Origin of the sequence: Thermocrispum sp. (genome assembly GCF_002919275.1) — a bacterium.
GTDB lineage: Bacteria > Actinomycetota > Actinomycetes > Mycobacteriales > Pseudonocardiaceae > Thermocrispum > Thermocrispum agreste.
Genome location: NZ_PKFA01000059.1, coordinates 86,926 through 113,312, shown reverse-complemented (window position 1 = coordinate 113,312; position 26,387 = coordinate 86,926). Strand labels below are relative to the sequence as shown.

The window sequence follows — 26,387 nt, the reverse complement described above, 5'->3', positions numbered from 1 at the left end:
CCGCCCGGCGAATCGTTACCGGATCTGCCGCTGCTCGTTGCCTAGGCGAGCCGCCGCTTGAACGCCCACACCGACAGCGGCGCGAACACCACCAGGAAGCCGAGCGCCCAGACGATCGACCACATCAGCGGATCGGCGACCGGGCCGCCGAGCATCAGGCCGCGCACCGCGTCGGAGATGACGCTGACCGGGTTGATGTCGACGAATGCCTTCAGCCATCCGGGCAGCGTCGCCGCCGGCACGAACACGTTGCTCACCATGGTCAACGGGAACATCGCGGTGAACCCGAAGATCTGCACCCGCTCCGGGTCCTTGGCGACGATCCCGACCAGCACCGACACCCAGGAGAAGCACAGGGCGAACCCCAGCAGCAGGGCGATCGCGGCGAGCAGGCCGCCCACGGTGCCGGTGAGGCTGAAGCCGAGCACGAACCCGATCACCAGCACCAGGAAGATCGACCACGCCTGCTTGACCTGATCGGCCAGGATGCGGCCGGCCAGCGGCGCCCACCGGGCGATCGGCAGCGACTGCAGCCGGTCGAACACGCCCTTGGTGATGTCGGTGTTCAGGCCCTGGCCCACGTACAGGGTCACGAACAGCATGTTCATCACCAACATGCCGGGCAGCATGAACTGCAGGTACGCCTGCCAGTCGCCCATGATCGCGCCACCGAACATGAACGTGAACAGCAGCACGAACATGATCGGCTGGAAACTGAAGTCGCCCAGCTCCCACGGGTTGTGCCGGACCTGCACGACGCTGCGCCAGGCCAGCGTGAGCGACTGCCGGACACCCTCCGCGGGAGTGACCCGGACGGCCAGCTCCGGCTCCCGCTGCGGCGCGCCTGCCGCTTCCGTCGTCGTCGCGGTCATGCCGGCACCTCCTCGGACTCGGCGGCCTGCGCTTCCTCGGCGGGCCGCCCGGTCAACGCCAGGAACACCTCGTCCAGGCTGGAACTGCGCAGTTGCAACTCGGCCAGCACCACTCCGGCGTCGTCGAACCGGCGGACGGCGGCAGGCAGCACGGACGGCTCGGTCACCTGCGCGGTGACCAGCGATCCCTGCACGTCCGGCTGCGCACCGGTGAGCTCGGCGACCACCCGCTGCACCACCGGCAGGTCGCTGTCCAGCGCCGGCCGCACCGCCAGGGTCTGTGCACCGGTCTTGGCCTTCAGCTCGTCCGGGGTGCCGTTGGCGATCACCCGGCCGTGGTCGATCACCGCGATCTCGTCGGCCAGCGCATCCGCCTCGTCCAGGTACTGCGTGGTGAGCAGGATCGTCACCCCGCCGGCCACCAGCTCACGCAGCAGGTCCCACAACTCCAGCCGGGCGCGGGGGTCCAGGCCGGTGGTCGGCTCGTCAAGGTAGAGGATCCGCGGCCGCCCCACCAGGCTGGCCGCCAGGTCCAGCCTGCGCCGCATGCCGCCGGAGTACGTCTTCGCCGCCCGGCCTGCCGCCTCGCTCAGCCTGAAATCGGCCAGCAGCTGCTTCGCCCTGGCCTTCGCCTCGCGCCTCGGCATGCCGAGCAGCCTGCCGATGAGCAGCAAGTTCTCCATGCCGGTGAGCGTTTCGTCCACCGAGGCGTACTGCCCGGTCAGGCCGATCAGCTGGCGCACCTGGTGCGCCTGCGTGGCCACGTCGTACCCGCCGACCGTGGCCTTTCCCTCGTCCATCCGCAGCAGCGTGGCCAGGATGCGCACCGCCGTGGTCTTGCCTGCACCGTTCGGCCCCAGCAGGCCGAAGACCGATCCAGTGCGCACGGCGAGGTCGACCCCGTTCAGCGCTGTCGTCTCGCCGAAACGCTTGACCAAGCCTTCGGCCCATATCGCGTGCTCCACTGCGGTACTCCAGTCAAATCGGATGATGTGCTCGAACAGGATGCCGGACACCACCGACACTCCGCCTCCGGTTTTCTCCGTGCCCGGCATCCCGTCACGCTAGAACTTCGAGTTGACTCGAAGTCAAGGCGGCGTCTCACGCCATGGTCAGGTCCGCCGACAGCCACCGCTGTGGCCGGAGGTGGATGACCAGCTGCCGCCCGAAGTCGCGACGCGCCATCGCTACGTACTCTTCGACCGCGCCTGCGGGAAGGTAACGGGTGGCCAGTTCGCGGTGCGCGGCTTCGTCGGCCTCCTGCACCGCGGCGGCCGGCCCCTCCACCGACACGTAGCGCACCCGCGGATGCACCGTGTCGACCATCAGCGAGAACCGCCCGGCCGCCGTGATCAGCTTCGCCTTCCGCGACTCGGCCGGAGTGAGAATCCACGGGTTCTCCCCCGGCCGGTACTGGTACCAGATCGGTACGGTCAGCGGCGCCCTGCCCGGCCCGGCGTCCACCGACAATGCTGCGACATGCGGCTCGGCCAGGAACGCCTCGCGTTCTTCCCGTGTCAGAGGCATGCCGCAACCCTATGGCCGGGCACCGACACTTCCAGCGCGTTCACCACGACGCCGGTACGCGTTCGCCGCGAGATCAATGGCGTTCCGGTGGTGGCGTCACTGCGCCAGCTGCGCGGCCGCGGCCAGCTCGAGCGCGGCGGCGGCACGTTCCCGAACCTTGCCGGCCAGCTCGGCGGGCTCCTCGACGACCGCGTCCCCACCCAGGCCGAGCACCAGACGCACCATCCACGACTCGTCCCCGTAGCGCATCGCCACCCGCAGGCGCCCGCCCTCCAGCTCCTCGAGCTCCTCGCACGAGTAGTACTCCGCCACCCAGCGGGCATCCGGCGCCAGCACCAGTGTCGCGGTGGGCTGCTCCGGGCTCGGCGCGAACAAGCCGGCGGACACGTCGTGCGGCTGCGCATCCTCCGGCGGGCGTGCCGGTTCGGCCAGCACCTCGATCTCGTCGATCCGGTCGACCCGGAACAACCGCACGTCCTCGGCGCGCCTGCACCACGCCTCCAGGTAGCTGCGTCCCTCGACGACCAGCAGCCGCATCGGGTCGACCACCCGCTCGCTCATCCTGTCCTTCGACGCCGTGTAGTACTGCATGCGCACCGCTCGCTGCGCGTTCAGTGCCTCCTGCACCACGCGGCGCGTCTCGGCCGTGCGGCGTGCCTCACGCAACCCGGCATCGACCACGACACCCGCGGGCTGCGCCTGACCCGCGGCCGCCTCGATCTTGGCAATCGCCCGCCGCACCGCGTCGGCGTCGAGCACACCCGGCGTCTCGGCCAGGGCGCGCAACGCCACCAGCAAGGCGGTCGCCTCTCCCCCGGTGAGCCGCAACGGCCTGCGCATGCCCGCGTCGTAGGTCACGGTCACCGTGTCGCCCTCGAACGACAGATCGATCAGGTCGCCGGGGCCGTAACCGGGCAGCCCGCACATCCACAGCAGTTCCAGATCCTTGCGCAGCTGCTTCGCGCTCACCCCGAAGTCGGCTGCCGCGTCCTCGATCCGGATCCCCGGCCGGGCCAGCAGGTAAGGCACCAGCGCAAGAAGCCGCGGCAGGCGTGCGCCGACCCCGCGTGCGCTCGACGTCATCGCCGATCACCCCCTGGGTGGGCGAGCGCGCTGAGCCGCTCGTGCACCGCCTTGGCCAGCACGTCCGGCTCCAGCACCAGCACGTCGGGCCCGTATCCGGCGATCCACTTCGCCATGCCGTCCAAGTAGTAGACGTTGCGCTCGATCTCGTCGCCCTCGATGCCCGCGACCGTGCGCCTGCCGATCACGCGCGCCCTGCGGCGAATGCCCGCGGCCTTGCCGTCGGCCACCCACAGCCGCGCCTTCGACGCCGGCGCGTCGAACTCCGGCTCGTGGCTGGCCGCGACGAAGTCGAGCAAATTCACCCCGTCGGGCCGCTTGACCGCGCCTGCCGGGCCGAACGGCGTGACCTTCCCCTGCACCCGGGACAACCGGAAGCAACGTGGTGCGTCACGATCCCGGTCGTGGCCCACGAGGTACCAGCGGCCGCGCCACGACACCACACCCCACGGCTCCACCGTCCGGGTCATCCGCTCCGGCGAGCCCGACCGCCGGTACTCGAACCGCACCGCGCGGCCCTGTTGCACCGCCGAGAGCATCGGGCCGAACGCGGCGTCGGCGCGCACCCGCGGCTGCACCGGTGCGGGCACCTGCTGATCCACCTCGACGCCCGCCGCGCGCAGCTTGACCAAGGCGGCCTGGGCCTGCCCGGTCAGCTCCGGCGAGTCCCACAGCCGCACCGCCAGCCCGACGGCGGCCGCCTCGTCGGGCGCCAGCTCGATCTCGCCCAGCTCGTAGTCCCGCCGCGCGATGCGGTACCCGTCGACCGTGTCGAACGGCGAGTTGCGCCCGGTCTCCATGGGGATGCCCAGCTCGCGCAGCTCCATCTTGTCGCGCTCGAACATGCGGAAGAACGCCTCGTCGCTCGGCGCGTCGGCATAGCCAGGCACGATGGCGCGGATGCGCTCCGCGGTCAGGTACTGGCGCGTCGACAGCAGCGCGAGCACGAGGTTGACCAGTCGTTCTGCACGCGCGGTGGACACCTTGCCGAGAGTAACGCGGTTGGCCAGCTGTTTTGCGCCGCCCCGCCAGGTTCGCCGCCGCTAGCGTGCCGCTGATCGCCACCGGCGGCACAGTTCGCGCTCGCCGGGCACCATCCGCATCAGCACGGCCACGAAGCGTGCCCGGCCGGGCGCGGTGCCGGTCACCGGACCGCGTTGGTCAGCACAGCGGCCCTGGTGATCCGGAACTGCACCGACGAGCCCGGCTTGATACGGGCGAACACCTCGTAGGTGTCGGCCGAGGACAGGTCGTCCACGTGCAGCGGCACGAAGTTCAGCCCCTTGCGGCCCTTGCGCAACACGAACGTGGCCGGGTTGGACCGGGGACGCCGCGCACCGGGCTCCCACTTCCACCGCGCGACCCGCTTCGACTCGGCGTACGCGTCGACGTAGAACACCTCGACGTCGTCGATGTCGTCGAGCGCGAGCTCCAGCCGGATACCCAGCGAATCGGCCACCGGGATGGCCGCACCGCCGTACTGGCCAGGCCCGTCGGAGCGGTCCTCCCCGGTGAACGAGCACAGCACCGCGCCGTCCTGCACCCGCACCTCGGAGTGCGCCAGCCGCCGGTTCCACCGGCTCGGCACGGCCAGTTCCAGGTCCACCCGGCGCAACGCGCGCGGCAGCTCCGGGTCGGCGGGAACGTCGGCCCACGGATCGGTCGACGCGGCCGCAGCGGCCGCCGCGCGCGCGTTCGGCCCCTGCCGATGCGAAGCCAGCACGAACGCCCAGGTGTTGTCCACGACGTCGACCAGGTGGGTCGTCAGGCCCGCACCCTCGACCATCGCCCGGATGCGCTGGGCGTCGAACAGCGCGACGTGCCCCCAGACGTTCTCCAGCCTGCCGAGCAGCGGCACGGAGATGAGCAGGTCCGCGTCGTCCGGCAGCGCGGCGGCCAGCGTCTTCACCGCCGCCTCCGGGTCCGGGACGTGCTCGATGACCTCGCAGCAGACCACCAGGTCGGCACCGAACTCGGCGACCTCGTCGCGGGTCAGGTCGTACAGGTCGCCTTGCCGCACCTCTGCCCGGTCGGCCAGCCCGTTCAGCTCGAGCGTTTCCCGGGTGGCGGACACGTTGTCCGGCTCCAGGTCGATGCCGTGATACGCGCCGACCTGGCCGTCCCGCAGGAAGATGCCGGCCAGGTAGCCACGCCCGAGGCCGATCTCGAACAGCCGCTCCCCCGGCCGGACGAAGTCGATCGTGCGCCGGAACCGGGTCCAGTTCGCCGGGCTGCGGTACAGCCGCTCGGTCGCCCCGCTGATCGACGGGCCGGTCTTCAGCGGGGTCAGGTCCCGCTCCGCCCGGTCACGCTCCGCAGTCCATCGGCGTTCGAACAACCGCTGCGACTGGCCCGCACCCAGGGCACCGAGGACGTCGACGAGCTCCCAACCAGCCCTGACCAGCGCCTTCTCCATCGCCGCCGCATCCTCGGCCATGATTACTCCCTGTTGTCACTCGCTGCTGCCGGTAGCCTACTGACCCCCACGGCGGCCGCCGCGACCCGGTCGGTCGAGACCCGGCGGCGGCCGGCCGGCGGTGCCGTAGGATCCACCGCCGTGACCGACCGCAACCCGGGGACAGCACGCCGATGAGCCCGCTACCGCCAGGCCTGCGCGCCCGGCTGGCCGCCGTCCGGGATCGGGCCCGCAGCCCGCGCAGGCCGGGGCCGCGCGCCTCGACCGGTCAGCTCGCCCGGCTCAAACGCCTGACCATGCAACGACGCTACGCCGAGGCGGCGGAGTTCGCTCAGCGCCATCTGACCGATTTCCCGCACGACGAGGCGTGGCTGCGGCAGGCGGTGTCGACGCTCGGCAAGGCGGGGGCCCTCACCGGCCAGCGCGACGCCGCCCGGCTGCTGGGGGCGATCGATCCGGCGATGGCGGCCAAGGCCGCGCAGCTGGACGGCCGGCTCCGGGAGACGTCCCCGTCGTGGCGGCCGACGGTGCCGGGAGACCCTGAGCCGCTGCGGCCCGCCGCCGAGAACAAGGTGCTGCACCTGCTGAAGATTTCCCTGCCCTACCGGCAGAGCGGGTACAGCGTCCGCTCCAAATACACCGTCGAGGGACAGCTGGCCGCCGGGTTGCAGCCGGTCGTGGTCACCGCGCTCGGCTTCCCACGGCAGATCGGAGTCACCGACGCGGCTGCCGAGGAGACCATCGGCGGCGTGCGGTACCTGCGGCTCGACCCCGGGGCGGACTACGACTTCGACAAGCCGGCGGACGAATACCTGCAGGACTACACCGAGGCGGCCGCGGAGGTGGTCAGGGCCGAAGCGCCCGCCGTCATCCACGTCCACTCCGGCCACCGCGGGTTCGAAGCCGCCCTGGTGGGGCTGGCCCTCGGCAGGCACTTCGGCATCCCGGTGGTCTACGAGGTGCGCGGCTTCTTCGAGTCGCTGTGGACCTCCGACACCCGATGGGCCGAATCCTCGGAGATCTACCGGCGCCGGCGTGACACCGAGAACCGGTGCATGGCCGAGGCCGACGCCGTGGTGACGCTGAGCGAGTCGATGCGCGACGAGATCGTGCAGCGCGGCATCGATGCGGAAAGCGTGCACGTGGTGCCCAACGGCGTCGACGTCGACGCATTCCAGCCACGCGACCGTTCCGCCGAACTGGTGGCGCACCTCGGCCTGGAAGGCAAGTTCACCTTCGGCTACGTCAGCAACCTCGACCACTACCGCGAGGGGCAGGAGCTGCTGATCGACGCCGCGGTCGAGCTTCGTCGTCGCGGCGTTCCGGCAACCGCATTGATCGTGGGCGACGGTCGACGGCGCGGTGAGCTGGAACAGCTGGCCCAGCGCAGGCAGGCCGGTGACGCGGTGATTTTCACCGGCCGTGTCCCGCACGATCGGGTACTCGACTACTACGCGCTGCTCGACGTGTTCGTGATTCCCCGGGTCGACGAACGGGCCGCCCGGCTGGTCACACCGCTCAAGCCTTTCGAGGCGATGGCGGCGGGCATCCCGCTGGTCACCTCCGATCTGCCTGCGCTGCGGGAGATCACCGGTGACGGACGTCGCGGCCGCTACTTCCGTGCGGGCGACGCAGGCGGTTTGGCCGACGTCCTTGCCGGCCTGCACGCCGATCCGGCCGAGCGGTCGGCGATGGCACAGCGAGCCCGCGATTGGGTGGTCGCCGAACGGCAGTGGTCGGCGAACGGCCGACGGTATGCCGAGCTGTACGCCTCGCTGCGACGCTCCTGAGCGCCTGGTGGCCCCAAGCACTCAGATGTCGACGTGTTCGCGGGGGTCGCCGAAGAAGATCAGGCAACCGGCCCGGTTCATCAGCGCTGCGTCGGTGATCGTCCAGGTGTGTGCGGTGCGATCGGCTCCCCGCACGCTGACGTAGTTGAACCGGTCGGCCGAGTAGGTCGCGACGCCTTCCCGCTGCGCACGGTTCAGAATGTCGGTGTCCACGCCGCGCGGCAGCGAGTCGTCGAACCGCAGCGCGCGGGCCACATCGGCCTTGAGCAGCATCGACCCGCCTTGCACGAGTCGTTCGTAACGATGCTCGGAGCGCGGGCAGCGCAGCACGACGGCCCCGCTGGACCGTAGCCACACGTAGTGGGCCCACTTGCCCACGATGCCTGCGTCGGTGTAGTCGAACGCGTCCAGCAGGTCGTCCAGGTAGTGGGTCCCGTAGAAGTTGTCGTCGTCCATCTTCGCGACGAACTCGCCATCTGCGGCGTCCAGGCCCATGTTCATGCAGGCGCCCAGCGGCAGCGAGGGGTCGGCTTCCAGCACGGTGATGTGCTCCACTCCCGCGGCCTTGGCACGGGCCCGCAAATCCAGCTCGGCGGCGCGCAACCCGTGCAGTACCAGCACGAGCTGAACCGCGGGGTGCGCTTGCCTGGCCACGTTGGCGAACACGTTGTCCAGCTCGTGGGCGCGGTTGGTCGGCACCACCGCCGACACGGTGCGTTCGGCGGGACGCCCCGGCCGGCCCGCCAGCTCGGCCAGCCGCTCCACCCGGCGCGCGGCGGCGTGCCGACGGCGCACGATGCGGCCCAGCACGTGCCCCTCACGGTCGGCCAGCTCGGCCTGGTACAGGTGCGCCGTCAGCTGCGCACGCAACGTCTCCTCGTCCTCGACCACGGTGGCATTGCCGACGACATCTGCCGGGAGCCCCTCGGTGCTCGAGGTCAGCAAGCTGCTGCCACCGGCAAGCGCGGCCAGCACGTGCCACGCGTGCGAACGGCGCTGCACGACGACCGGATAGCCGGACACCTCCGGCCCGGAAGCCGGCAAGGCGCCCGGATCCCACAGATCCTGCTTGCCGGCGTCGACACCGCTCACAGCCGGTCCGAGCACGGCGGCCGCCTGCTGCCGGGGACGACCCACCGACGGGTTGTGCAGTCGTGGCTGCACGGCCGGAGGCAGCACCTCGGCGCCGGGGAACGCGGCAAGCGAGCGATCGTCGTCGACGAACACCTGGTCGACCTTCTCCGCCCAGGACGTGTCGGCGTCCGTCACGGTGCCGGTCACCCACACCGCGACGGGAATCGCCATGTCGGCGCAGCGAGCGAGCGCGTCATCCCATCCCGCCAGCCGCCCGTGCCGGGCTTCCAGCACGACGATGTCGACGGCGCCGTCGGTCAGCACCGACGACCAGTTCTGCCGGGTCAGCTCCTGCTGGGACCACTCCCACGCCAACAGCGCGAGCAATCGGCTGTCGGCGGCCACCGCGGCGCGCAGGTCGGGCCGGGCAGGAACGGGGGTGGGCGGCCGATACGCCCGCTGCGCCGCCCGCAGGTCGGCACGCCGGACCGCGTCCGGGCCGCTGATCGCCGACCGGACGCGCCGCAGCACGGCGCGCACCGCGGAGCCCACCCGCGAGGCAGCGGCCTCAGCGGTCATTCCGCCTTCCCGGCCTTGCGATCCAGCAGCTCGTGGTACGTCTCGTCGACGATGGTGGTGATCTGCGCCCAGTCACGCTCGGCGAGCACCCACTCGCGGGCCGCCTTGCCCAGCTCGGCACGCAATTCCGGCGAGTCGAGCAGCTTGCCGAGCACCGCGGCGAACGCCTCCGCCGACCCCTTCTCGAACACCAGGCCGGTCTTGCCGTCGTCGACGATCTCGGTGAGCGCGGCGACGCTGGACGACACCACCGCCTTGCCCATGGCCATCGACTCGAACGGCTTGATCGGCGAGATCAGCTCGCACACCGGCAGCGGCAACCGCGGGAACGGGGCGATGTCGAACAGCGAAATGTACCGGCCGACCTCGGCGTGCGGCACCCGCCCAGTGAACGTCACCACGTCACCCAGCCGCAGTTCGTCCGCCATGCCGCGGAGCACGTGCTCGTGGTGGCCGTCACCGACGATCACCACGTGGAAGTCCGACCGCTTCTGCTTCAGCGCCGCGGTGGCCTGCAGCAGCAGGTCCAGGCCCTCGTAGTCCACCAGGCCGCCGGCGTAGCCGATCACGGTCTTGTCCGTCACGCCCAGCTGGGCGGCCAGCTCGGTGTCCCGCTCGCGCGGGGCGAATCGGCTCGCGTGCACGCCGTTGGGCAGCACCCGCAGGCGCTCCTCCGGGACACCCCGGTCGATCATCTCGCGACGCAGCGCCTCGGTGATCACGAACACCACGTCCGCGTCCCGGCACGCGGCGTTCTCGATCGACGTGAGGAACTTGTACCGTTCGGTTTCGGCGAATCCTTCGTCGCGGGAGACCTTCATCAGGTCTTCCAGGCCGCGCATCTCGTAGATGAACGGGATCCCCAGCTGACGGGCGGCCCGCGCGCCTGCCAGCCCGTTGAAGTAGAAGCTCGACGCGTGGATCAGGGACGCGCCGTGGTCCCGCGCCAGCGACACCAGGCCCTGGGTGAAGCGTTCGGTGAACTTCTCCAGCGGATGCTTGGGGTAGTGCGTGACACCTTCGTCGTACAGCCGGTGGTATTCGATCTCGTCGACCACGTCCACCCGGTTGACGGTGCGTTCGCCGATGCCGCGCCACCAGTCGAACGGGAAGCCCAGCCGGGTCACCGCGCGGACGTCCCACCCGCGCTGGTGCAAGCTGCTCAGGATGCCGTGCGACCGCGTGGCGTAACCGCCGGACGTCATCGGCAGCGACTGCGCCAGCACCGACAGCACCGCACCCTTCCGCGGCTGGTGATCGGTCTTCTCCGGCGCCGGGGCCAGCTCCGGCCAGCCGTTGGCCACGATGGCCAGCTGGTCGCTGCAGCTGGCCACCATCTCGTTCATCTTCTCGTCGCCGGGCTCGTCGATCAGCACCCGCTTGGCCAGCGACATCGCGGCGGCGAGGTGCCCGGATCCCTGCGCCTTGCGTGCCGCCTTGCGCAGCTGCCGCAGCGTCAGCGGCCTGCCGTCCTCGCTCGGCGTGCCCGCGGTGTTCTCCTCCAGGTAGGCGGCCAGTTCCTGCCACTGCTGCAGGGTGAACAACGCCCTGGCGACGATGTGCACCGGCCGCTCGCGCTCCGCGGTGATCCGCGCCACGTGCTCGTCGTAGGCCTTCCGGTCGGTGCGGAACAGCTGGATCAGCCGCAGCTGCTCCTCCAGCTCCCGCACCCGCTCCGGCTCGTAGGACACCGAGGAAGCCTGCAGCACCTTGTCGTAGCGGGCGACCAGCTCGGCGTCCTCGCTTTCGGCCAGCGCGTCGAGCGTCTTGCGCACCTCACCACCGTGGCGTGGCGTGCGCGCCGCCAGCTGTTCCAGGATCTCCCGCTGCTCGGCGGTGCGCTGGGTCTGGCCAGCCAGCTGCAGATGCACCAGCTTGATGTCCAGATCCTTCGGATCCAGCTCCCCCGCCTTGCGGATGTCCTCCAGTGCGCCGGTCAGGTCGGCCTGTTTCTGCTTCAGCACCGCACGCACGTGCCAGGCCCCGGCTTCCGACGGCGTGCCGAACAGCGGCTGCGCGACCGCCTCGGCCTTGGCGAAATCCTCTTTCTGCCGGATGAGCCGCAACGCCTTGCTGACGCGCATGCGCGCGTTGAGCTTGCGCACTTTCGCCGGGCCGACGGTCGGCGGAATCCGCACCGCCACCGGGTAGGCGGCCTTGAGCACGGTTTCCTTCATGCGGCGCTTGAGTGAGGACATCGTGTTTCGGAGCTCCCCTAGGTGTCGCCGGATCATGTGCGACCGGCCGGACGGTCCATGTGCTCAGACCTCGACGTGGACGCGTGGGTCACCGAAGAAGACCAACCGCCCGGTCTTGGTCATGAAGGTGACGTCGGGTACCTGCCAAGTGTGCGAGGTCCGATCCGAACCGCGCACGCTGACGAAGTTGAACCGGTCACCGGAATAGATGCGCACGCCGTCGGCCATGGCGCGGTCCAGGAAGTCGCTGTCGACGGCGCGCGGAATGTCACTGAACTTCAGGCTACGCGCCAGGTCGCCCTCGATGAGCATCGAGCCACCCTGAATGCGGCGCTCGTAGGTGTGCTCGGCGTCTGGGTAGCGCAGCACGACGGCGTCGGTGGAGCGCAGCCAGACGTAGTGACCCCACTTGCCGACCACGCCCGCGTCGGTGTAGTCGAACGCGGCCATCAGGTCGGTCAGGTAGTGCTTGCCGTAGAAGTTGTCGTCGTCGATCTTGGCGATGTAGGCCCCCGATGCGGCCTCGATGCCGCGGTTCATGCACATGCCCAGGGTCAGCGACCGGTCGGCGTGCACGATGGTCAGATTCTGCACGCCCTTGTCGGCCGCCTGGGCCCGCAGCTCGGCGTCGTCGAGATCGAGACCGTGCAACACCAGCACCAGCTCGAGCTCGGGGTAGGCCTGCCTGCCGATGTTGTCGAAGATGTTGCCGATCTCGTGCGCCCGGTTGGTCGGCGCCACGGCGGAGACGCTGCGCACCGGCCTCCCGGCGGTCCTGCCCAGGCCGGCCAGGATGCTGTCCACCCGGTGGTCGTAGGTGTGCCCGGTCATGATCGCCCGGTGCAACCGCAACGCCTCACGGTCCCGCAACTCGGTCTGCCAGGTGCGGGCGACCACCTCACCGCGCAGCTCCTTCTCCGTGCCCTGCGCGGCGACGTGCTCGGCGACCTCCGGCGGCAGGGCATCCCGGAACTCCGGCAGGGTGACCACCGCGGTCTGCGCGGCGCCTGCCTCCAGCGCCCGCCACGCGTCGGCCCGGTGCGAGCGGCCCGCGTCCAGCAGCACCCGGTACGAGCTCGCCAGCTCCACCGAGCGCCGATAGCCGGCGGTGCCGCGCACCTTCGCCTTGACACCGTTGCCGTCCAGTTCCTCCGGACGCCGACCGGTCGTCCACACGTCGAAATCGGCGGACTTCACCGGTTTGAGGGCTGGCGTCACCACGTCGGCGAACATCTTCGCCTCGGACTCGTCGAATCCGTGCTCGCCGACGATCAGCACGCCCTGCGGCTGCCGCCGGTCCCCCGGCCCACCCGTGACCGGGTTGTGCACGAACGGCTGGGCGGCCGGGAGCAGCACCTCCACCTTCCCCTCGGGGAACTCGGCCCGCCAAGCGTCGACCACCGACTTGTCGTGCACGCACACCAGCTTGGCCAGGTTGGCCAACGGCCGCGCCGATGCCGGGGGTACCGCGTCGGTCACCCACACGACCACGTCGATGCCCGCGGCGTCCGCCGCGTGGACGAACTCGTCGACGGCGGATCGCTCCCACCCGGGCACGCCGGAGCGGGTGAACTCGATCAGAGCCAGGTCGGGCTTGCCCTCGAGCACCTGGCGCCAGCTGTCCGGCGTCAGGTCCAGCTGCCGCCACTCCCATGCCAGCCCGGCGCGCAGCCGTTCCCCCGCCGCCACCGCGGCGGTGACGTCCGACCTGCGGGGACGCGGTTCACGCGGCTGCTCCGCCGGGGTGTCCTCGGCCGCCGAAGTCACCATCGTCGCCGACGTCGGCGACGACGGCTCCGCCTCCTGCTGGCGGGACCACTTGCGCAGCACACGTAAGGCACTGCCCAGCTTCGCGCGGGAAGTGGGCCGACCGGTCATGGCGTCTCCAGGTTCTGTGTCGTCCGGTGGGCTCTACTTCGCCTTGTCGACGATCGGCACCAGGGCCCGCTCCAGCCGCGGCGCCAGGCTGTCGACGTAGGTCTTGGTCAGGTGCGACCCCTGGCGGTAGATCAGCACGTCGCCGATCACCGGCGGGCACACCTCACCGGGGCAGATGTAGTCGTTGAGGTCGATCAGCTCCACGCCGGGGGCCTCTTTGACCGCTTCCAGCTGGACCGGGCCGCCGCCCTGCTTCTCACCGTCCGAGCGGTCGAACGTGCACTTGGCCAGATCTTCCCGGTTGGCGTCGACGCACTTGTAGACCGGGCCGACTTCGTCGGGCGGGTACGGGTTGTCGCGCAGCACGGCCACGGTGATCCCGGCCTTCGCCAGCCTGCTCCAGCGAGCGGTCATGCCCTCGACCATGGCCTCCGCGCTGGAGCCCCCTTGGGCGTTCCCCGGGTCCTTCAGCGCCTTCTGCCTGCCCTGCGAGGTGAGCACCACGTCCGGCTGGTCCTGCAGCAGCTTGCTGGTGACCGCCAGGCTCCACTTGGTGCACGAGTCGTACGGCTTGCCGTCCTGCGAGATGGTGACGTCGGCGAACGTGCACGCGGACTTGGTGTAGGTGACCACCCGCCAGCCGCGCTCCTTGCCGATGGTGTCCAGCGCGGAGATCCACTGCAGCGCCTTCGAGTCACCCACCAGGGTCACCGTCGTGTCGCCGTCCGGGTCACCGTAGGTACAGGCCACCGGCTCCGCCGACAGCACGTCGACCTGGCAACCCTTGTCGTAGGCCTCCGGCACGTCGTCGGTCGCCTCGAGCGGGTCGGGCACCATCGCCTCCGCCGACTTCTGCGGCTTGAACGCCGACGGAGGACCTTCGATGGCGGCCGCGCCCTTGGCGTCGACCACCCCGCCACCGGCCACCGCCGCGGTCACCCCGACCAGGCCGAAGCCGAGGGCGACACCGGTCACCGACAGCACGGCGCCGAGCTTGAGCGAGTTCCTGGGCACCTTGAACGTGGTGCTGGAGAACCTGATCGGGTTCTCGATGTACTTCAGGGTGAGCCACGCGGGGACGAAGGAGAACAGCGCCACCGCCAGGCCCTTGGCCGGCGTCAGGCCCTCCCAGTAGGAGGCCGCGGCCACGATCATCGGCCAGTGCCACAGGTACAGCGAGTAGGACAGCCCGCCGACCCAGGTGAACGGCCGGGTGCCCAGCACGGCGATCGGACCGCGCCGCCCCGCGGCGAACCCGGCCGCGATCACCGCGGCGGTGCCCAGGGTGGGCAGCGCCGCGGCGTAACCCGGCCATTCCGCGCTGGTGTCGTAGACGAACGCGGAGGTCACGATGGCCGCCACGCCGAGCCAGCCCAGCAGGACGGCCACCGCCTGCGGCAGCTTGGTGAACCAGACGGCACCCAGCGCGACCGCGCCGCCGATGGCCATCTCCCACATGCGCGTGGTGGTCACGAAGAACGCCACCGGCGGCTCGGCCATGGTGTAGTACACCGACCACGCGAACGAGGGCACGGCGATCAGGCCGAGCCCGATCCACAAGTGGTTGCCGAGCTGCTTGCCGCGCTTGCGCAGCAGGAACACCACGGCCAGGAGCACCAGCGGCCACACCAGGTAGTACTGCTCCTCCACGGCCAGCGACCAGTAGTGCTGGACCGGGGACGCCTCGCTGTCCTCGGCCAGGTAGTCCACCGACCGGTCGGCCAGCCGCCAGTTCACCACGTACAGCGCCGACGCGACGATGTCCCCGCCGATCTCCTCCCAGGAGACGCGCGGGATGAACACCATGGTCAGCGCCACGGTGGTGGCCAGCACCGTGGCCGCGGCGGGCAGCAGCCGCTTGGCGCGGCGGGCGTAGAAGCCCGCCAGCGAGATGGTGCCGGTGCGCTGGACCTCCTTCACCAGCAGCCCGGTGATCAGGAACCCGGAAATCACGAAGAAGACGTCGACGCCGACGAACCCGCCGGACAGAGACGGCAGCCCGGCGTGGTACAGCAGCACCAGGCCGACGGCGATGGCGCGTAGGCCTTCCACGTCGGGCCGGAAACCGGAGATGGGCGACGTCGCCTTGGCTTCACCCGGCGCCGGCGGCTGCTGGGTTCCGCTCCGTTTGCCGAGCCTCACCTCGGTGACCACAGGGTTGTTCCTCCACTTACGTCGGGGGCATGTGCCGCGCGCCGCCCGGCCGCGCCCGGCCCCGGCTGCCGGCTAGACACCGAGGAACCGCACCACGACATCGGCGATCCGCTCGCCTGCCTTGCCGTCCCACAGCGGCGGCACCGGCCAGGTCTCGGCGCGGCCCGCCGCCAGCACGTCGGCCACCACGCCGGGCAGCGAGTCACGCGTCACCAGCTGGTTCGTGCCGTGGGTGATGGTGATCGGGCGTTCGGTGTTGGGTCGCAGCGTCAGGCACGGCACACCCAGGATCGTCGTCTCCTCCTGCACCCCACCCGAGTCGGTGATGACCACGTTCGACCCGCGCACCAGGCCCATGAACTCCACGTAGCCCAGCGGATCGACGATCTTCATGCGCGGGTGGTCGAACAGGCCCGCGTCACGCAGGCGCTGCCGCCCACGGGGGTGCAGCGGGAGCACCACGGTGATCTGGTCGGCCACCGCGTGCATCGCCTTGACCAGCTCGGCGGCGTCCGCCGGGTCGTCGACGTTGCTCGGGCGGTGCAGCGTGGCCACCGCGTAGTCGCCGGACACGCCCGCCTGAGCCGCAGCGGCCTCGGTGTCGAACCGGTCCATGTTGGCCAGCAGCGTGTCGATCATCGGGTTGCCGACCAGGTGGATCTTGCCGGGGTCGATGCCCTCGTTGCCCAGGTGTGCGATGGCGTCCGGGCTGGTGCACAGCAGCAGGTCGGCCAGCCGGTCGGTGACGATCCGGTTGACCTCCTCCGGCATGGTCATGTCGAAGCTGCGCAACCCCGCCTCGACGTGCGCGATCGGCACGCCGAGCTTCGCTGTCACCAGCGCGGCGGCGACGGTCGAGTTTACGTCGCCGTACACCACGACCAGCGCCGGCTGCTCGGCGACGATCAAGTCCTCCAGCGCGGTCATCACCGCGGCGGTCTGCTTGGCGTGGGTTCCCGACCCGACGCCCAGGTTGATGTCCGGTTCGGGCAGCCCGAGCTGCGCGAAGAACACGTCGGACATGTGCTTGTCGTAGTGCTGGCCGGTGTGCACCAGCTTCTGCACCACGCCCCGCCCGGTGAGCGCCTTGATGACCGGCGCGGCCTTGGGGAAGTTCGGACGCGCCCCGGTGACATGCAGAATGAGCGGGTTGGCGGTTGACATGGTCAGCAAGAGTACTTGGTCGCTCACTCGACGCTGTGCGGGCCCAGGTTCTCGGTGGTGTGTCGGTTACTCCGGATCAGGCCCGCGGGACGACCAAGCGGGCAGTGCCTTTCTCGTGCGGCAGTTTGTTCCAGGTTAGCTCCGGCCACTCGGATCGCCACCGGTGCAGGATCGCCCGCTCGTCTGGCCGGTCGGCGTCGTCGAGCAACAGCACCGCCCCCGGCGCCAGCCGATCGCGCAGCACCGGAACCGCCGGGTAGCGGGCTTGGCGATGGGTGGGCTTGGGCGGCCCGTCGATCAGCACCAGGTCGATGTCGTGCAGATCGTGCAGGGCGGCGGTGTCGTACCACTGCCAGGTCCCGGCGGGCACGTCGATCGGGGCGATCGGCGCCAGCCGCACGTCGGCGACGTCGGCCAGCCCGTGCCCGGCGAGTGTCGTGCGGGTCCGCTCGGCGAACTCCTGGTCGTGCTCCAGTGCGACGACACGGCCGGACCCGAGCAGTTCCACCGCGTAGGCGGCCCATACGGTCGACGCGCCGCTACCGCACTCCAGCACCGTCCGAGGCTCGCCGCGCAGGATCTCCTCGACGTAGCTGAGCAGGACGTCCGGCGAGAGCGCCCAACCGCGGCTGGGCGGCATGGCACGGCGGACGCGGATCAGCTGGTAGAGGTTCTGCAGCGCCTCCAGCTGGCGGAACATCCGGTCGGCTTGCCGCCGGGACCGGTCGGCTTCCTGCTCCGCGGCGTGCTCGATCTGCTTGGCCAGCGCGTTGGTGCGGCCTCCCACCGCTTTGGCCACCGACCGGTGGGCGTGCCTGGTCTCCGCCCGCTGGGCCCGGCCCGCGGCCGAGACCGCCGCGGCCACCGCTTTCTGGTGCCGATGCAGCGACTTCTGCTGCCGCAGCAGCGACTCGATCAGCCGGTAGGTGCTCCTCTGGTGTTTGCGCACCGCGTTGAGCCGGTTGCGCACCCACCACAGTCCCCCGGCGAGCAGCACGAACGTCGCGGCGGCGATGGCCGAAGACAGCCATGCGGCCCGCCACCCGGCGACCCCGCCGACGACACCGGCGACGAGCACCAACGCCACGAACCCAACGCGCCGCACTGTGCTCCTCCCGCTCGGCCTCGTCGCCCCGGTCCGGCACTCCACCCGGTTGGCCGAGGCTGCTCCCTGCCGCCACCGCGGCTGCCACACCGCGGTGCCACATCCGGGGATTTCGGTCCGGCTTCGCTCCGGCCCCGATCAGGTCGCTGACCGGTACGTACCCGCGTCGGACGAACCGTACGCGCAGCGAACGTGACTCCAGTCACACCGAGCGGGCGATCACAAATTCACCCTGACGGGTAGAACGTACGGGCAATTTCTTCCCGGCGCCTGCGATAGCCGGCGGACGATCCGGGCAGCAGGTCCTCCACCGGGCTGGTCCCGGACACGGCGTCGGTGCCAGCCGACTCGGTGAAAGTCACCGGACCGGGTAAGGGCGGAACCCGCTCCTCTCGCCTGCCGAGCAGCCGCTGGATTCCCGCCACCGCCCGCGGGCCGATCACCTTTTCCACTGCCGGACGCACCGCAGCGCGAACCATTTCCGCCCGCTCCGGTACCGAGAACCGATGCGCGGTGAAACCCGCCGCCACGTCGGCCAGCGTCGTGGCCGCGGCGGCGGCGCCCTCGGGCGCGGAGAGCTCGGCGAGCCGCCCGGCGAGTTCCGCCCGGACGTCGTGGTCCAGCAGCCGGGTGACGACGCCGGCCACCCGGTCCGGGTCCCGCTCCGGGGCGCTCAGCGCCAGCTTCTTGCCTGCCGCCCAGCTCGCCCGGGCCGCCTGGTCGTCGGTGAGCGCCGCCTCGGTGGGGACGAACACCACCGGCATCCGGCCGTACAGCATTTCGTGGAACGAGTTGTAGCCGGTCTCGGTCACTGCCGCGTCGAAGGCGGACAGATAGCGGGCCAGCGGGAAGACCCCGTGCAACCGGACCACCCGCTGCGCCAGGTGGGGTTCGAGCCCGAGATCACCGGCGCTGATCGGTGACCGGGTCAGAGCGACCAGCCAGCTGTCGTCGGCAAGGATCGTGCGCACCGCGGCCATTGCCGCGTCGGACCCTTGCGTACGCAACGTCACCAGCGCCACCGGCCGGTCCTGATCCAGCCCCAGCTCCGCCCTTGCCTGCTCCTTCGGCACGCGATCGACACACTCCAGCAGGGTGACCGGCGGAACGCGGACGACGTCGGCCGCCGCGGCCGTGGCGCCCCGGTCGGCCTCCGCGGCAAGATCACCCGGTTCGAGGACGGCGTCGAACATGCGCCGCTTACGCAGCGCGTGCAGGTTCGCGCCGGGCTTCCACATGCCACGCCGCACCCACACGAAGGCCACGTCGGGCAGCCTCCGGCGGGCGAGCGAAACACCGTGATAGGGGAAGGCGCCGTCGAACGCGAAGACCTGTGCGCCGGTTTCCGCGATCACCGCTTCGATCCGCCGCGCCAGGTACTCGTGCCAGTCAACCGACGTCATGAACCGCCGCTGGGGGCTCGGGCAGTACTCCCCGGTCAGCCCCAACGACGACCGGACCAGCGGCAACGCCTGCGACATGGAGAACAGCACCGGGCGGAACATCTCGCCCGCGGCCAGCGCGGTGGCCGCGGCGCGCGCCAGATGTCCCATTCCGGTGCCGTTGCTGGTGGCCAGGATGACCGTCGGCATGACCGTGCACTGTAGGGGCGGGCGGCGTGGGCTTGTGCACGGGCCCCGGCGCTGTCGACGTGGCCCACGACGGCGGCCGGGAGCTTCCGGGCGCAGGTGTAGCATCCGCTCGTGCCTACCGAGAACACCACAGATCTCGTCATCATCGGCCTCGGCTACGTCGGGCTACCGCTCGCGCAGGGCGCCGTGCAGGCCGGGCTCAAGGTGGTCGGGCTGGACGTCGACGCCACGGCGGTCGACGGCCTGAACGCCAAGAAGTCGCACATCGACGACCTCACCGACGCCGACGTCGCGGACATGGTCGACAAGGGCTTTCGTGCCACCACCGACCCGTCCGTGCTGGCCACCGCCGACACGGTGGTCATCTGCGTGCCCACGCCGCTGTCCGACTCCGGCGGCCCGGACCTGAGCGCGGTCAAGAGCGCCACGAAGACGATCGCCGAGCACCTGCACCCGGGCATGCTGGTGGTGCTGGAGTCCACCACCTACCCCGGCACGACCGACGAGGTGGTGCGCCCGCTGCTGGAGGCGGGCGGCCTGGTTGCGGGCAAGGACTTCAACCTGGCGTTCTCCCCGGAGCGGATCGACCCGGGCAACCCGACGTTCGGCCTGAAGAACACCCCGAAGGTGGTCGGCGGTCTCACCCCGGCGTGCACCGAGCGGGTGGCGCAGTTCTACGGCCGCATCGTCGACACGGTGGTGCGGGCCCGCGGCGTGCGCGAGGCCGAGATGGCCAAGCTGCTGGAGAACACCTACCGGCACATCAACATCGCGCTGGTCAACGAGATGGCGAAGTTCTGCCAGCACCTGGACGTGGACATCTGGGACGCGATCCGGTGCGCGTCGACCAAGCCGTTCGGGTTCCAGCCGTTCTACCCCGGTCCCGGCGTCGGCGGGCACTGCATCCCGATCGACCCGAACTACCTGTCGTACAAGGTCAAGACGCTGGGCTACCCGTTCCGCTTCGTCGAGCTGGCGCAGGAGATCAACGCGTCCATGCCCGCCTACGTGGTGCGGCGGACCCAGGACCTGCTCAACGACCAGGGCAAGGCGCTGCGCGGTTCCACCGTGCTGCTGCTGGGCGTCACCTACAAGCCGGACATCCACGACCAGCGGGAGTCGCCCGCCCAGCCGCTGGCCAAGCAGCTGGCCAACTTCGGCGCGACGGTGTGGTACCACGACCCGTTCGTGCCGACCTGGTCGGTCAACGGCGACCAGCTGGCGTGCGTGCCCGACCTGAACGCCGCGCTCGAGTCCGCCGACGTGACGATCCTGCTCCAGCCGCACTCGAGCTACGACCTGACGGCGATCGCCAAGCGGGCCCGGCTGCTGTTCGACACCCGCGGCAAGGTCGACGTCACCGACCCGGACGCCGCGGTGACCAGACTCTGATCGCGATGTCCAAGCCCGTGGTGGTCCTGGCCACCAGCAACGGCACCGGCCTGGGGCATCTGAGCCGTCAGCTGGCGGTCGGGCATGCGCTGCGTGACGACGCCGAGCCGGTCTACTTCTCGCTGTCCAGGGCCGTGGGCGTGATCCGCCACCAGGGCCAGCGCGGCGAGTACGCGCCGAGCCGGGAACGCGGGTGGATTCCCACCCACCTGTGGCACCACTACCTGCGGGACCGGCTGACCGCGTTCGTCGCCGAGACCAAGGCGGAAGCCGTGGTGTTCGACGGCGTGGTGCCCTACGAGGGGCTGCTGCTGGCCCGCGCCCGGCTGCCCGGCGTACGGTTCGTCTGGATGCGCCGCGGGTTCTGGCGGCCCGGCGCGCGCACCGCGCCGCTGGCCGCCGCGCCGTTGTTCGACCTGGTGCTGGAGCCGGGCGACTTCGCGGCGGCGGGCGACAACGGGGCGACCGCGCACCGGACGGATGCCGTGCGCCTGTCCCCCATCACCCAGCTGGAGTACCTCGATCTGCTGCCCCGGGAGGAGGCAGCCGCCGAGCTGGGCTTGGACCCCGGCAGGCCGACGGCGCTGGTCACCCTGTCCTCCGGGGTGCTCAACGACGTGGTCACCCCGGGCGCGGCCGCGGTGACCGCACTGCTGGAGGACCCGGACTGGCAGGTGGCCGTGGTCCGCTCGCACATCGCGGCGGGCCGGATCCCCCTGTCGGACGAGTCCCGGTGCGTCGAGCTGGCCGGGGTGTATCCGCTGGCTAGGTATCTGGCCGCGTTCGACGCGGCGGTCGCCGCCGGCGGCTACAACTCGGTGCACGAACTGCTCACCGCAGGCGTCCCGACGTTGTTCGTGCCCAACCCGACGTCGGGTACCGACGATCAGCCCGCCCGTACCCGGTGGCTGGCCGATCAAGGTTTCGCGCGCCACGCGGACGCCTCCGACCTGGACGACGTCCGGCGGCAGGCGCGCGCGCTGCACGACGAGCACGAGCGCGAACGACTCCGGAAGGCATGCGCGGAGCTGCCCAAACCGGGCGGGTCCCGGGAAGCCGCCGAGCAGGTGGCGCGCCTGCTGCGGAATGCGCCGCGCCCGCTCGACCCCGCGCCGTACCGCCGACTGCGGGCCAAGTCCGCGATGGTGCGCGTGCTCGGTCCCAAGGGGATGGCCGTGGCCAGGAAAGCGCTGCGCAAGCCGCCCACTGCCGGGCCGACGGCGCCGCTGGCCGTCACGGTGGTCCCGGACGCCGACGGCGAACCGGCGGCGCCGCGGGCACTGCCGGACGGCGTCCGGCCGTTGCACCTGACCGAGGACTTCGGCCAGGTGCAGCACAGCGCCGACCCGGTGGAACACCTGATCACCGGCGCCTCGGACGACTATCGGAAGCGGCGGGAAACGATCCTCCGTCAGTACTACGACGTGCGGGCCGTCGGGGCGTAGTGCGTGGTGCCCGGCACGCCAGCGGGTCCTTCGCAGCAATGCGCCGGCCGCCCCGTAAAGTGCTTGCAGTATCAAGGAGAAGGAGATGCCCGACACCGAGCAGAGCGCGCCGAAGTCGGCGGACTCGGCCGGCGATGCCGACGACAAGCCCGTCGACGCCGCCGCGCTCGCGGCACGGTACGGCCTGGTGCAAAGCACCGCTCGTCCCAGCCTGACCAGTTACGTCAAGCAGCTGTGGCAGCGGCGTCAGTTCATCCTCGCGTATTCCGCGGCACGCAAGGCGCAGACCTATTCCTCCACCTGGCTCGGCCAGATCTGGCAGGTGCTCACCCCGCTGATGCAGGCGGCGGTGTACTACGCGGTGTTCGGCCTGCTGCTGCGGTTGAGCCGGGGCATCGAGGACTATCCGGCGTTTCTGGTGACCGGCGTGTTCGTGTTCACGTTCATGCAGCGGTCGATGAACAACGGCGCCAAGTCGATCAGTGGCAACCTGCAGATGATCCGCGCGCTGCACTTCCCGCGTGCGGTGCTGCCGCTGTCGTTCGTGCTGGTCGAGTTCCAGCAGCTGCTCGTGTCGATGGTGGTGCTGTTCGGGTTCGTCCTCGCCGTCGGCGTGCCGATCAGCGTCACGTGGCTGCTGGTCGTGCCGGCGATGCTGTTGCAGATGCTGTTCAACATGGGCCTGAGCCTGGTGATGGCCCGCATCGGCGCCACCTCGTCGGACATCAACCAGCTGCTGCCGTTCATCACCCGGGTGTGGTTCTATCTGTCCGGGGTCTTCTTCGAGATGACCCGGTACATCAAGAACCTGCCGGACGTGCTGCAGACCGTGCTGGTGCTCAACCCCGGCGCGGTGTTCCTCGACTTGTACCGCGGCGTGCTCATCGATTCCCACCGGCCGCTGGAGCTACCGTGGGGCTTGAACGTGTGGCAGGTGTCGACCGCGTGGGCGGTGGTGTTCTTCATCGGCGGCTTCATCTTCTTCTGGCGGCGTGAGGAGCGTTATGGTCGTGGCTGAGCAGGAGAAGCAGAAGACGCAGGCGGGCAAGCAGGCGTCCGGAGCCTCCGAACGGCGCCCCACCGTGGTGGTGGACAACCTTCACGTCGTGTACCGGGTGGTCGGCGCGGGCAAGAAGAACGGAAACGCGGCGAGCGCGCTCGGCAGGCTGCTGCGCGGTGCCAAGCCCGCGGGCGTGCGCGAAGTGCACGCGCTCAAGGGCATCTCCTTCGTCGCCTACGAGGGCGAGGCCATCGGGGTCATCGGCCGCAACGGGTCGGGCAAGTCCACGCTGATGCGGGCCATCGCCGGTCTGCTGCCCGCGCACAAGGGCGCCGTCTACGCCCAGGGCCAGCCGTCGTTCCTCGGCGTGAACGCCGCGCTGATCAGCGGCTTGAGCGGGCTGCGCAACATCGAGCTGGGCTGTCTGGCAATGGGCATGTCCCGCGAGGAGATGAAGGCCAAGCGGGACGAGATCATCGAGTTCTCCGGGCTCGGCGAGTTCATCGACATGCCCATGCGCACCTACTCCTCCGGCATGGGAGCGCGCCTGCGGTTCGCCATCGCGGCCGCCAAGACGCACGACGTGCTGCTGGTGGACGAGGCGCTGGCCACCGGTGACAAGGAGTTCCGCAAGAAGTCCGAGCAGCGGATCAGGGAGCTGCGCGACGCTGCGGGCACGGTGTTCCTGGTCAGCCACAGCATGAAGAGCATCACCGACACGTGTGATCGCACCATCTGGGTGGACAAGGGCAAGCTGCGCATGGACGGCCCGACCAAGGAGGTCGTCAAGGCCTATCTCGCCGAATCCTGACCTGTCCGCGACGATTCAGGAGCACTCGTGCACGTTCTGGTCGTGACCGTGGTCCACAACCCGTCGGACGCACGCATCCGCTACCGCCAGATCCGCGCCCTGCTGGAGGCCGGCCACCAGGTCACCTACCTGGCGCCGTTCGAGCGCTTCGGGCAGCCGCTGCCGCAGGACGAGGGCATCGAGAACCTGACCGGCTTCTCCATTTCCCGCGCCGAGGGCCGCAAGCGGCTCGGCGCGCTGCGTGAGGCCCGGGCGGCGGTGGCCATGCACGCCCCCGGCAAGGACATCGTGCTGATGCACGACCCCGAGCTGGTGCTGGCGGTGGCGCGGCTGAAGGACCTGCCCCCCGTGGTGTGGGACGTGCACGAGGACACTGCGGCGACCATGACCTTGAAGCCGTGGCTGCCCAAGCCTGCCCGGCCCGCCGGGGTACGGCTGGCGAAGTTCATCGAACGCTACGCCGAGCAGCACTACCACCTGATCCTGGCCGACGACGGCTACCGCGAGCTGTTCGAGCACGAGCACCCGGTGGTGCGCAACACGACCTACGTGCCGGAGCAGGTGCCCGAGCCGGGCGACGAGCGGGTGGTCTACGTGGGCCACCTGACCAGGGCGCGCGGCACGGAGGAGATGATCGAGGTCGGCCGCCTGCTCAAGGGCAAGGTCCGGGTCGAACTGATCGGCGACGCGGACGACCAGATGAAGCCGCTGGTCCAGCAGGCGCACGACGAAGGATCCGTCGTCTGGCACGGGTTCATGCCGAACAAGCAGGCGCTCGAGCTGGTGCAGGGGTCGCTGGCCGGGTTGTCGCTGCGGCACGACGAGGCGAACTACCGCAACTCGTGGGCCACCAAGGTCATCGAGTACATGGCCCACGGGGTGCCGTGGGTGAGCACGCCGACCCCGCCCGCCCCCGAGCTGGCGGAGAAGTTCGAGGCAGGCATCGTGACCCCGTTCGACGATCCGAAGGCTGCCGCCGACGCGATCCTGAAGCTGCGCGACGACGCCGAGCTGCGGGTGACGATGGCCCGGCGCGGCCACGACGCCGCGCTGACCGACTACAACTGGCGGGTCGATCAGAAGGCGTTCGTCGAGCAACTGGAAGCCTGGGCACGCTGACGTCCGTGACGTCCGGGGCGGTGGCTGCCCCGGCGCATCGACTGGTCGCAGCGTGACGGCAGCCCGCACGTCGTGCGACTGCCCGCCGATCGCTCCTTCCCAGTTGCCCGGCCTACTTCAGGTTGCGCGGGCTGAAGATGAAGCCGGCGCCCCATGACGTGTGCATGGTCGCGCACACGATCGGCAGCATCAGCTTCGACTTCCACGGCAGCTTGCGCCCGACGATCGCCGACCCGACCAGGACGCCGGCCAGATAGCCGCCCGGAATGACGAACCCCGGCCAGAACCCGGCCACGCCCGCGATGGTGCCGCCGACCATGCCCACCAGCGCCAGCGGCGGCGCCAGATAGCGGGCACTCACCGTCTCGCTGTGCCGCCGCACCACCTCCCGGCGCCACTGCCCGGTCCGGAAGTACTGCTTGGCCAGCGCCTTCACGGTCGACCGCGGCCGGTACGACACCCGCATCCGCGGCGTGAACCAGACCGTGCCACCCGAGCGGCGCAGCCGGTAGTTCAGCTCCCAGTCCTGCGCGCGGCGCATGCCCTCGTCGAAGCCGCCGACCCGCTCCAGGGCCGACCGGCGGAACGAGCCCAGGTAGACCGTCTCCGCCGGGCCTGCCTCGCCGCCGACGTGGAACCGCGCGCCACCCACGCCCAGCCAGCTGTTGGTGGCGCAGGCCACGGCCTTCTCGAACGGCGTGGTGCCTTCGGCGTGCATGATGCCGCCGACGTTGTCCGCACCCGTCTCCTGCAGCACCTCCACCGCAGTCCGCACGTAGTCCCGCGGCAGCACTGCATGCCCGTCCACCCGCACGATGATGTCGTACTTGGCGTCCTTGATCGCGCGGTTGAGCCCGACCGGGGTGGCGCCCTCCGGGTTCGGCACCGTGCGCATGCGGCTGTCCTGGGCGGCCAGTTCCGCCGCGATGGCGTCGGTGGCGTCCGTGGACGGCCCCAGCGCGACGACCAGCTCGAGCTCTCCGGGGTAGTCCTGGTCCAGCACCGCCCGCACTGCGGAGGCCAGGTGCCGTTCCTCGTTCAGCACGGTCATGACGACCGACACACCGGGGTACTCGGCGGCGTCCGGACCAGCGGCGCCGGGCTGCTGCTCGGGTTGGATGCTCATGGTGACTGGAACGATACTCGCCCGTAGCGCGGATTCGCGGCACGACCCACCCCGGGCGGACG

20 protein-coding genes are annotated in these 26,387 nt (G+C 70.5%); 6 read left to right on the top strand and 14 right to left on the bottom strand.

The features are described from left to right. Positions 1–41 precede the first annotated feature (41 nt). The 6 genes from CXP56_RS15770 to CXP56_RS15745 all read right to left on the bottom strand — a co-directional run bounded on the left by CXP56_RS15770 (position 42) and on the right by CXP56_RS15745 (position 5,919). Positions 42–872 carry an ABC transporter permease gene (locus CXP56_RS15770; protein ID WP_084608748.1) on the bottom strand — a complete coding sequence of 277 codons (831 nt, stop codon included), beginning with the start codon at positions 870–872 and terminating at the stop codon, positions 42–44. Then, entirely contained in the window at positions 869–1,837 is a 969-nt protein-coding gene (locus CXP56_RS15765; RefSeq protein WP_028846039.1) for a daunorubicin resistance protein DrrA family ABC transporter ATP-binding protein, read from the bottom strand. The genes CXP56_RS15770 and CXP56_RS15765 overlap by 4 nt, the downstream gene beginning before the upstream one ends. 136 nt (positions 1,838–1,973) lie before the next feature. After that, positions 1,974–2,399, bottom strand: a complete 426-nt coding sequence (locus tag CXP56_RS15760) for a pyridoxamine 5'-phosphate oxidase family protein (RefSeq protein ID WP_028846040.1) — start codon at positions 2,397–2,399, stop codon at positions 1,974–1,976. A 96-nt stretch (positions 2,400–2,495) separates the two neighbouring features. Beyond that, on the bottom strand, positions 2,496–3,482 hold the full coding sequence (locus CXP56_RS15755; protein WP_028846041.1) for a helix-turn-helix transcriptional regulator: 987 nt from the start codon (positions 3,480–3,482) through the stop codon (positions 2,496–2,498). Then, entirely contained in the window at positions 3,479–4,465 is a 987-nt protein-coding gene (locus CXP56_RS15750; RefSeq protein WP_028846042.1) for a helix-turn-helix transcriptional regulator, read from the bottom strand. The genes CXP56_RS15755 and CXP56_RS15750 overlap by 4 nt, the downstream gene beginning before the upstream one ends. Before the next feature lie 161 nt (positions 4,466–4,626). Beyond that, positions 4,627–5,919, bottom strand: coding sequence for a class I SAM-dependent methyltransferase (locus CXP56_RS15745; protein ID WP_028846043.1), 1,293 nt, complete (start codon positions 5,917–5,919; stop codon positions 4,627–4,629). 152 nt (positions 5,920–6,071) lie between these two features. Here CXP56_RS15745 and CXP56_RS15740 point away from each other — a divergent pair, with 152 nt between their 5' ends. Next, on the top strand, positions 6,072–7,688 hold the full coding sequence (locus CXP56_RS15740; RefSeq protein ID WP_051309424.1) for a glycosyltransferase family 4 protein: 1,617 nt from the start codon (positions 6,072–6,074) through the stop codon (positions 7,686–7,688). A gap of 21 nt (positions 7,689–7,709) precedes the next feature. Here CXP56_RS15740 and CXP56_RS15735 read toward each other — a convergent pair whose 3' ends face one another. From CXP56_RS15735 to CXP56_RS15705, 7 genes are all read right to left on the bottom strand, one after another. Next, on the bottom strand, positions 7,710–9,341 hold the full coding sequence (locus CXP56_RS15735; protein ID WP_286901723.1) for a glycosyltransferase family A protein: 1,632 nt from the start codon (positions 9,339–9,341) through the stop codon (positions 7,710–7,712). Beyond that, positions 9,338–11,539: a glycosyltransferase family 4 protein gene (locus tag CXP56_RS15730; RefSeq protein ID WP_169725198.1), complete on the bottom strand. Its 2,202-nt coding sequence runs from the start codon at positions 11,537–11,539 to the stop codon at positions 9,338–9,340. The genes CXP56_RS15735 and CXP56_RS15730 overlap by 4 nt, the downstream gene beginning before the upstream one ends. Before the next feature lie 63 nt (positions 11,540–11,602). Then, complete coding sequence (locus tag CXP56_RS15725) at positions 11,603–13,417, bottom strand: glycosyltransferase family A protein (RefSeq protein ID WP_028846044.1); 1,815 nt, start codon at positions 13,415–13,417, stop codon at positions 11,603–11,605. Between the two features lie 33 nt (positions 13,418–13,450). Then, positions 13,451–15,571: an acyltransferase family protein gene (locus CXP56_RS15720; RefSeq protein WP_286901720.1), complete on the bottom strand. Its 2,121-nt coding sequence runs from the start codon at positions 15,569–15,571 to the stop codon at positions 13,451–13,453. Between the two features lie 72 nt (positions 15,572–15,643). Continuing rightward, positions 15,644–16,735, bottom strand: coding sequence for a non-hydrolyzing UDP-N-acetylglucosamine 2-epimerase (gene wecB, locus CXP56_RS15715; RefSeq protein ID WP_028846046.1), 1,092 nt, complete (start codon positions 16,733–16,735; stop codon positions 15,644–15,646). 76 nt (positions 16,736–16,811) lie between these two features. Then, positions 16,812–17,840, bottom strand: a complete 1,029-nt coding sequence (locus CXP56_RS15710; protein WP_286901717.1) for an O-methyltransferase — start codon at positions 17,838–17,840, stop codon at positions 16,812–16,814. 227 nt (positions 17,841–18,067) lie between these two features. Continuing rightward, entirely contained in the window at positions 18,068–19,432 is a 1,365-nt protein-coding gene (locus CXP56_RS15705) for a glycosyltransferase family protein (protein ID WP_051309434.1), read from the bottom strand. A 111-nt stretch (positions 19,433–19,543) separates the two neighbouring features. Between CXP56_RS15705 and CXP56_RS15700 the strand changes: the two genes are divergently transcribed. From CXP56_RS15700 to CXP56_RS15680, 5 genes are all read left to right on the top strand, one after another. Further along, on the top strand, positions 19,544–20,824 hold the full coding sequence (locus CXP56_RS15700) for a nucleotide sugar dehydrogenase (RefSeq protein WP_286901714.1): 1,281 nt from the start codon (positions 19,544–19,546) through the stop codon (positions 20,822–20,824). Positions 20,825–20,829: 5 nt separating this feature from the next. Next, positions 20,830–22,269: a glycosyltransferase gene (locus tag CXP56_RS15695; protein ID WP_286901710.1), complete on the top strand. Its 1,440-nt coding sequence runs from the start codon at positions 20,830–20,832 to the stop codon at positions 22,267–22,269. Positions 22,270–22,354: 85 nt separating this feature from the next. Next, entirely contained in the window at positions 22,355–23,287 is a 933-nt protein-coding gene (locus CXP56_RS15690; RefSeq protein ID WP_028846048.1) for an ABC transporter permease, read from the top strand. Continuing rightward, positions 23,280–24,080 carry an ABC transporter ATP-binding protein gene (locus tag CXP56_RS15685; RefSeq protein ID WP_211227453.1) on the top strand — a complete coding sequence of 267 codons (801 nt, stop codon included), beginning with the start codon at positions 23,280–23,282 and terminating at the stop codon, positions 24,078–24,080. Before CXP56_RS15690 ends, CXP56_RS15685 begins: the two co-directional genes overlap by 8 nt. Before the next feature lie 27 nt (positions 24,081–24,107). After that, complete coding sequence (locus CXP56_RS15680) at positions 24,108–25,199, top strand: glycosyltransferase (RefSeq protein ID WP_028846050.1); 1,092 nt, start codon at positions 24,108–24,110, stop codon at positions 25,197–25,199. 112 nt (positions 25,200–25,311) lie between these two features. On the opposite strand, the gene CXP56_RS15675 is transcribed toward CXP56_RS15680, so the two are convergent. Further along, complete coding sequence (locus tag CXP56_RS15675) at positions 25,312–26,325, bottom strand: glycosyltransferase family 2 protein (RefSeq protein WP_286901705.1); 1,014 nt, start codon at positions 26,323–26,325, stop codon at positions 25,312–25,314. Between the last annotated feature and the right edge of the window lie 62 nt (positions 26,326–26,387).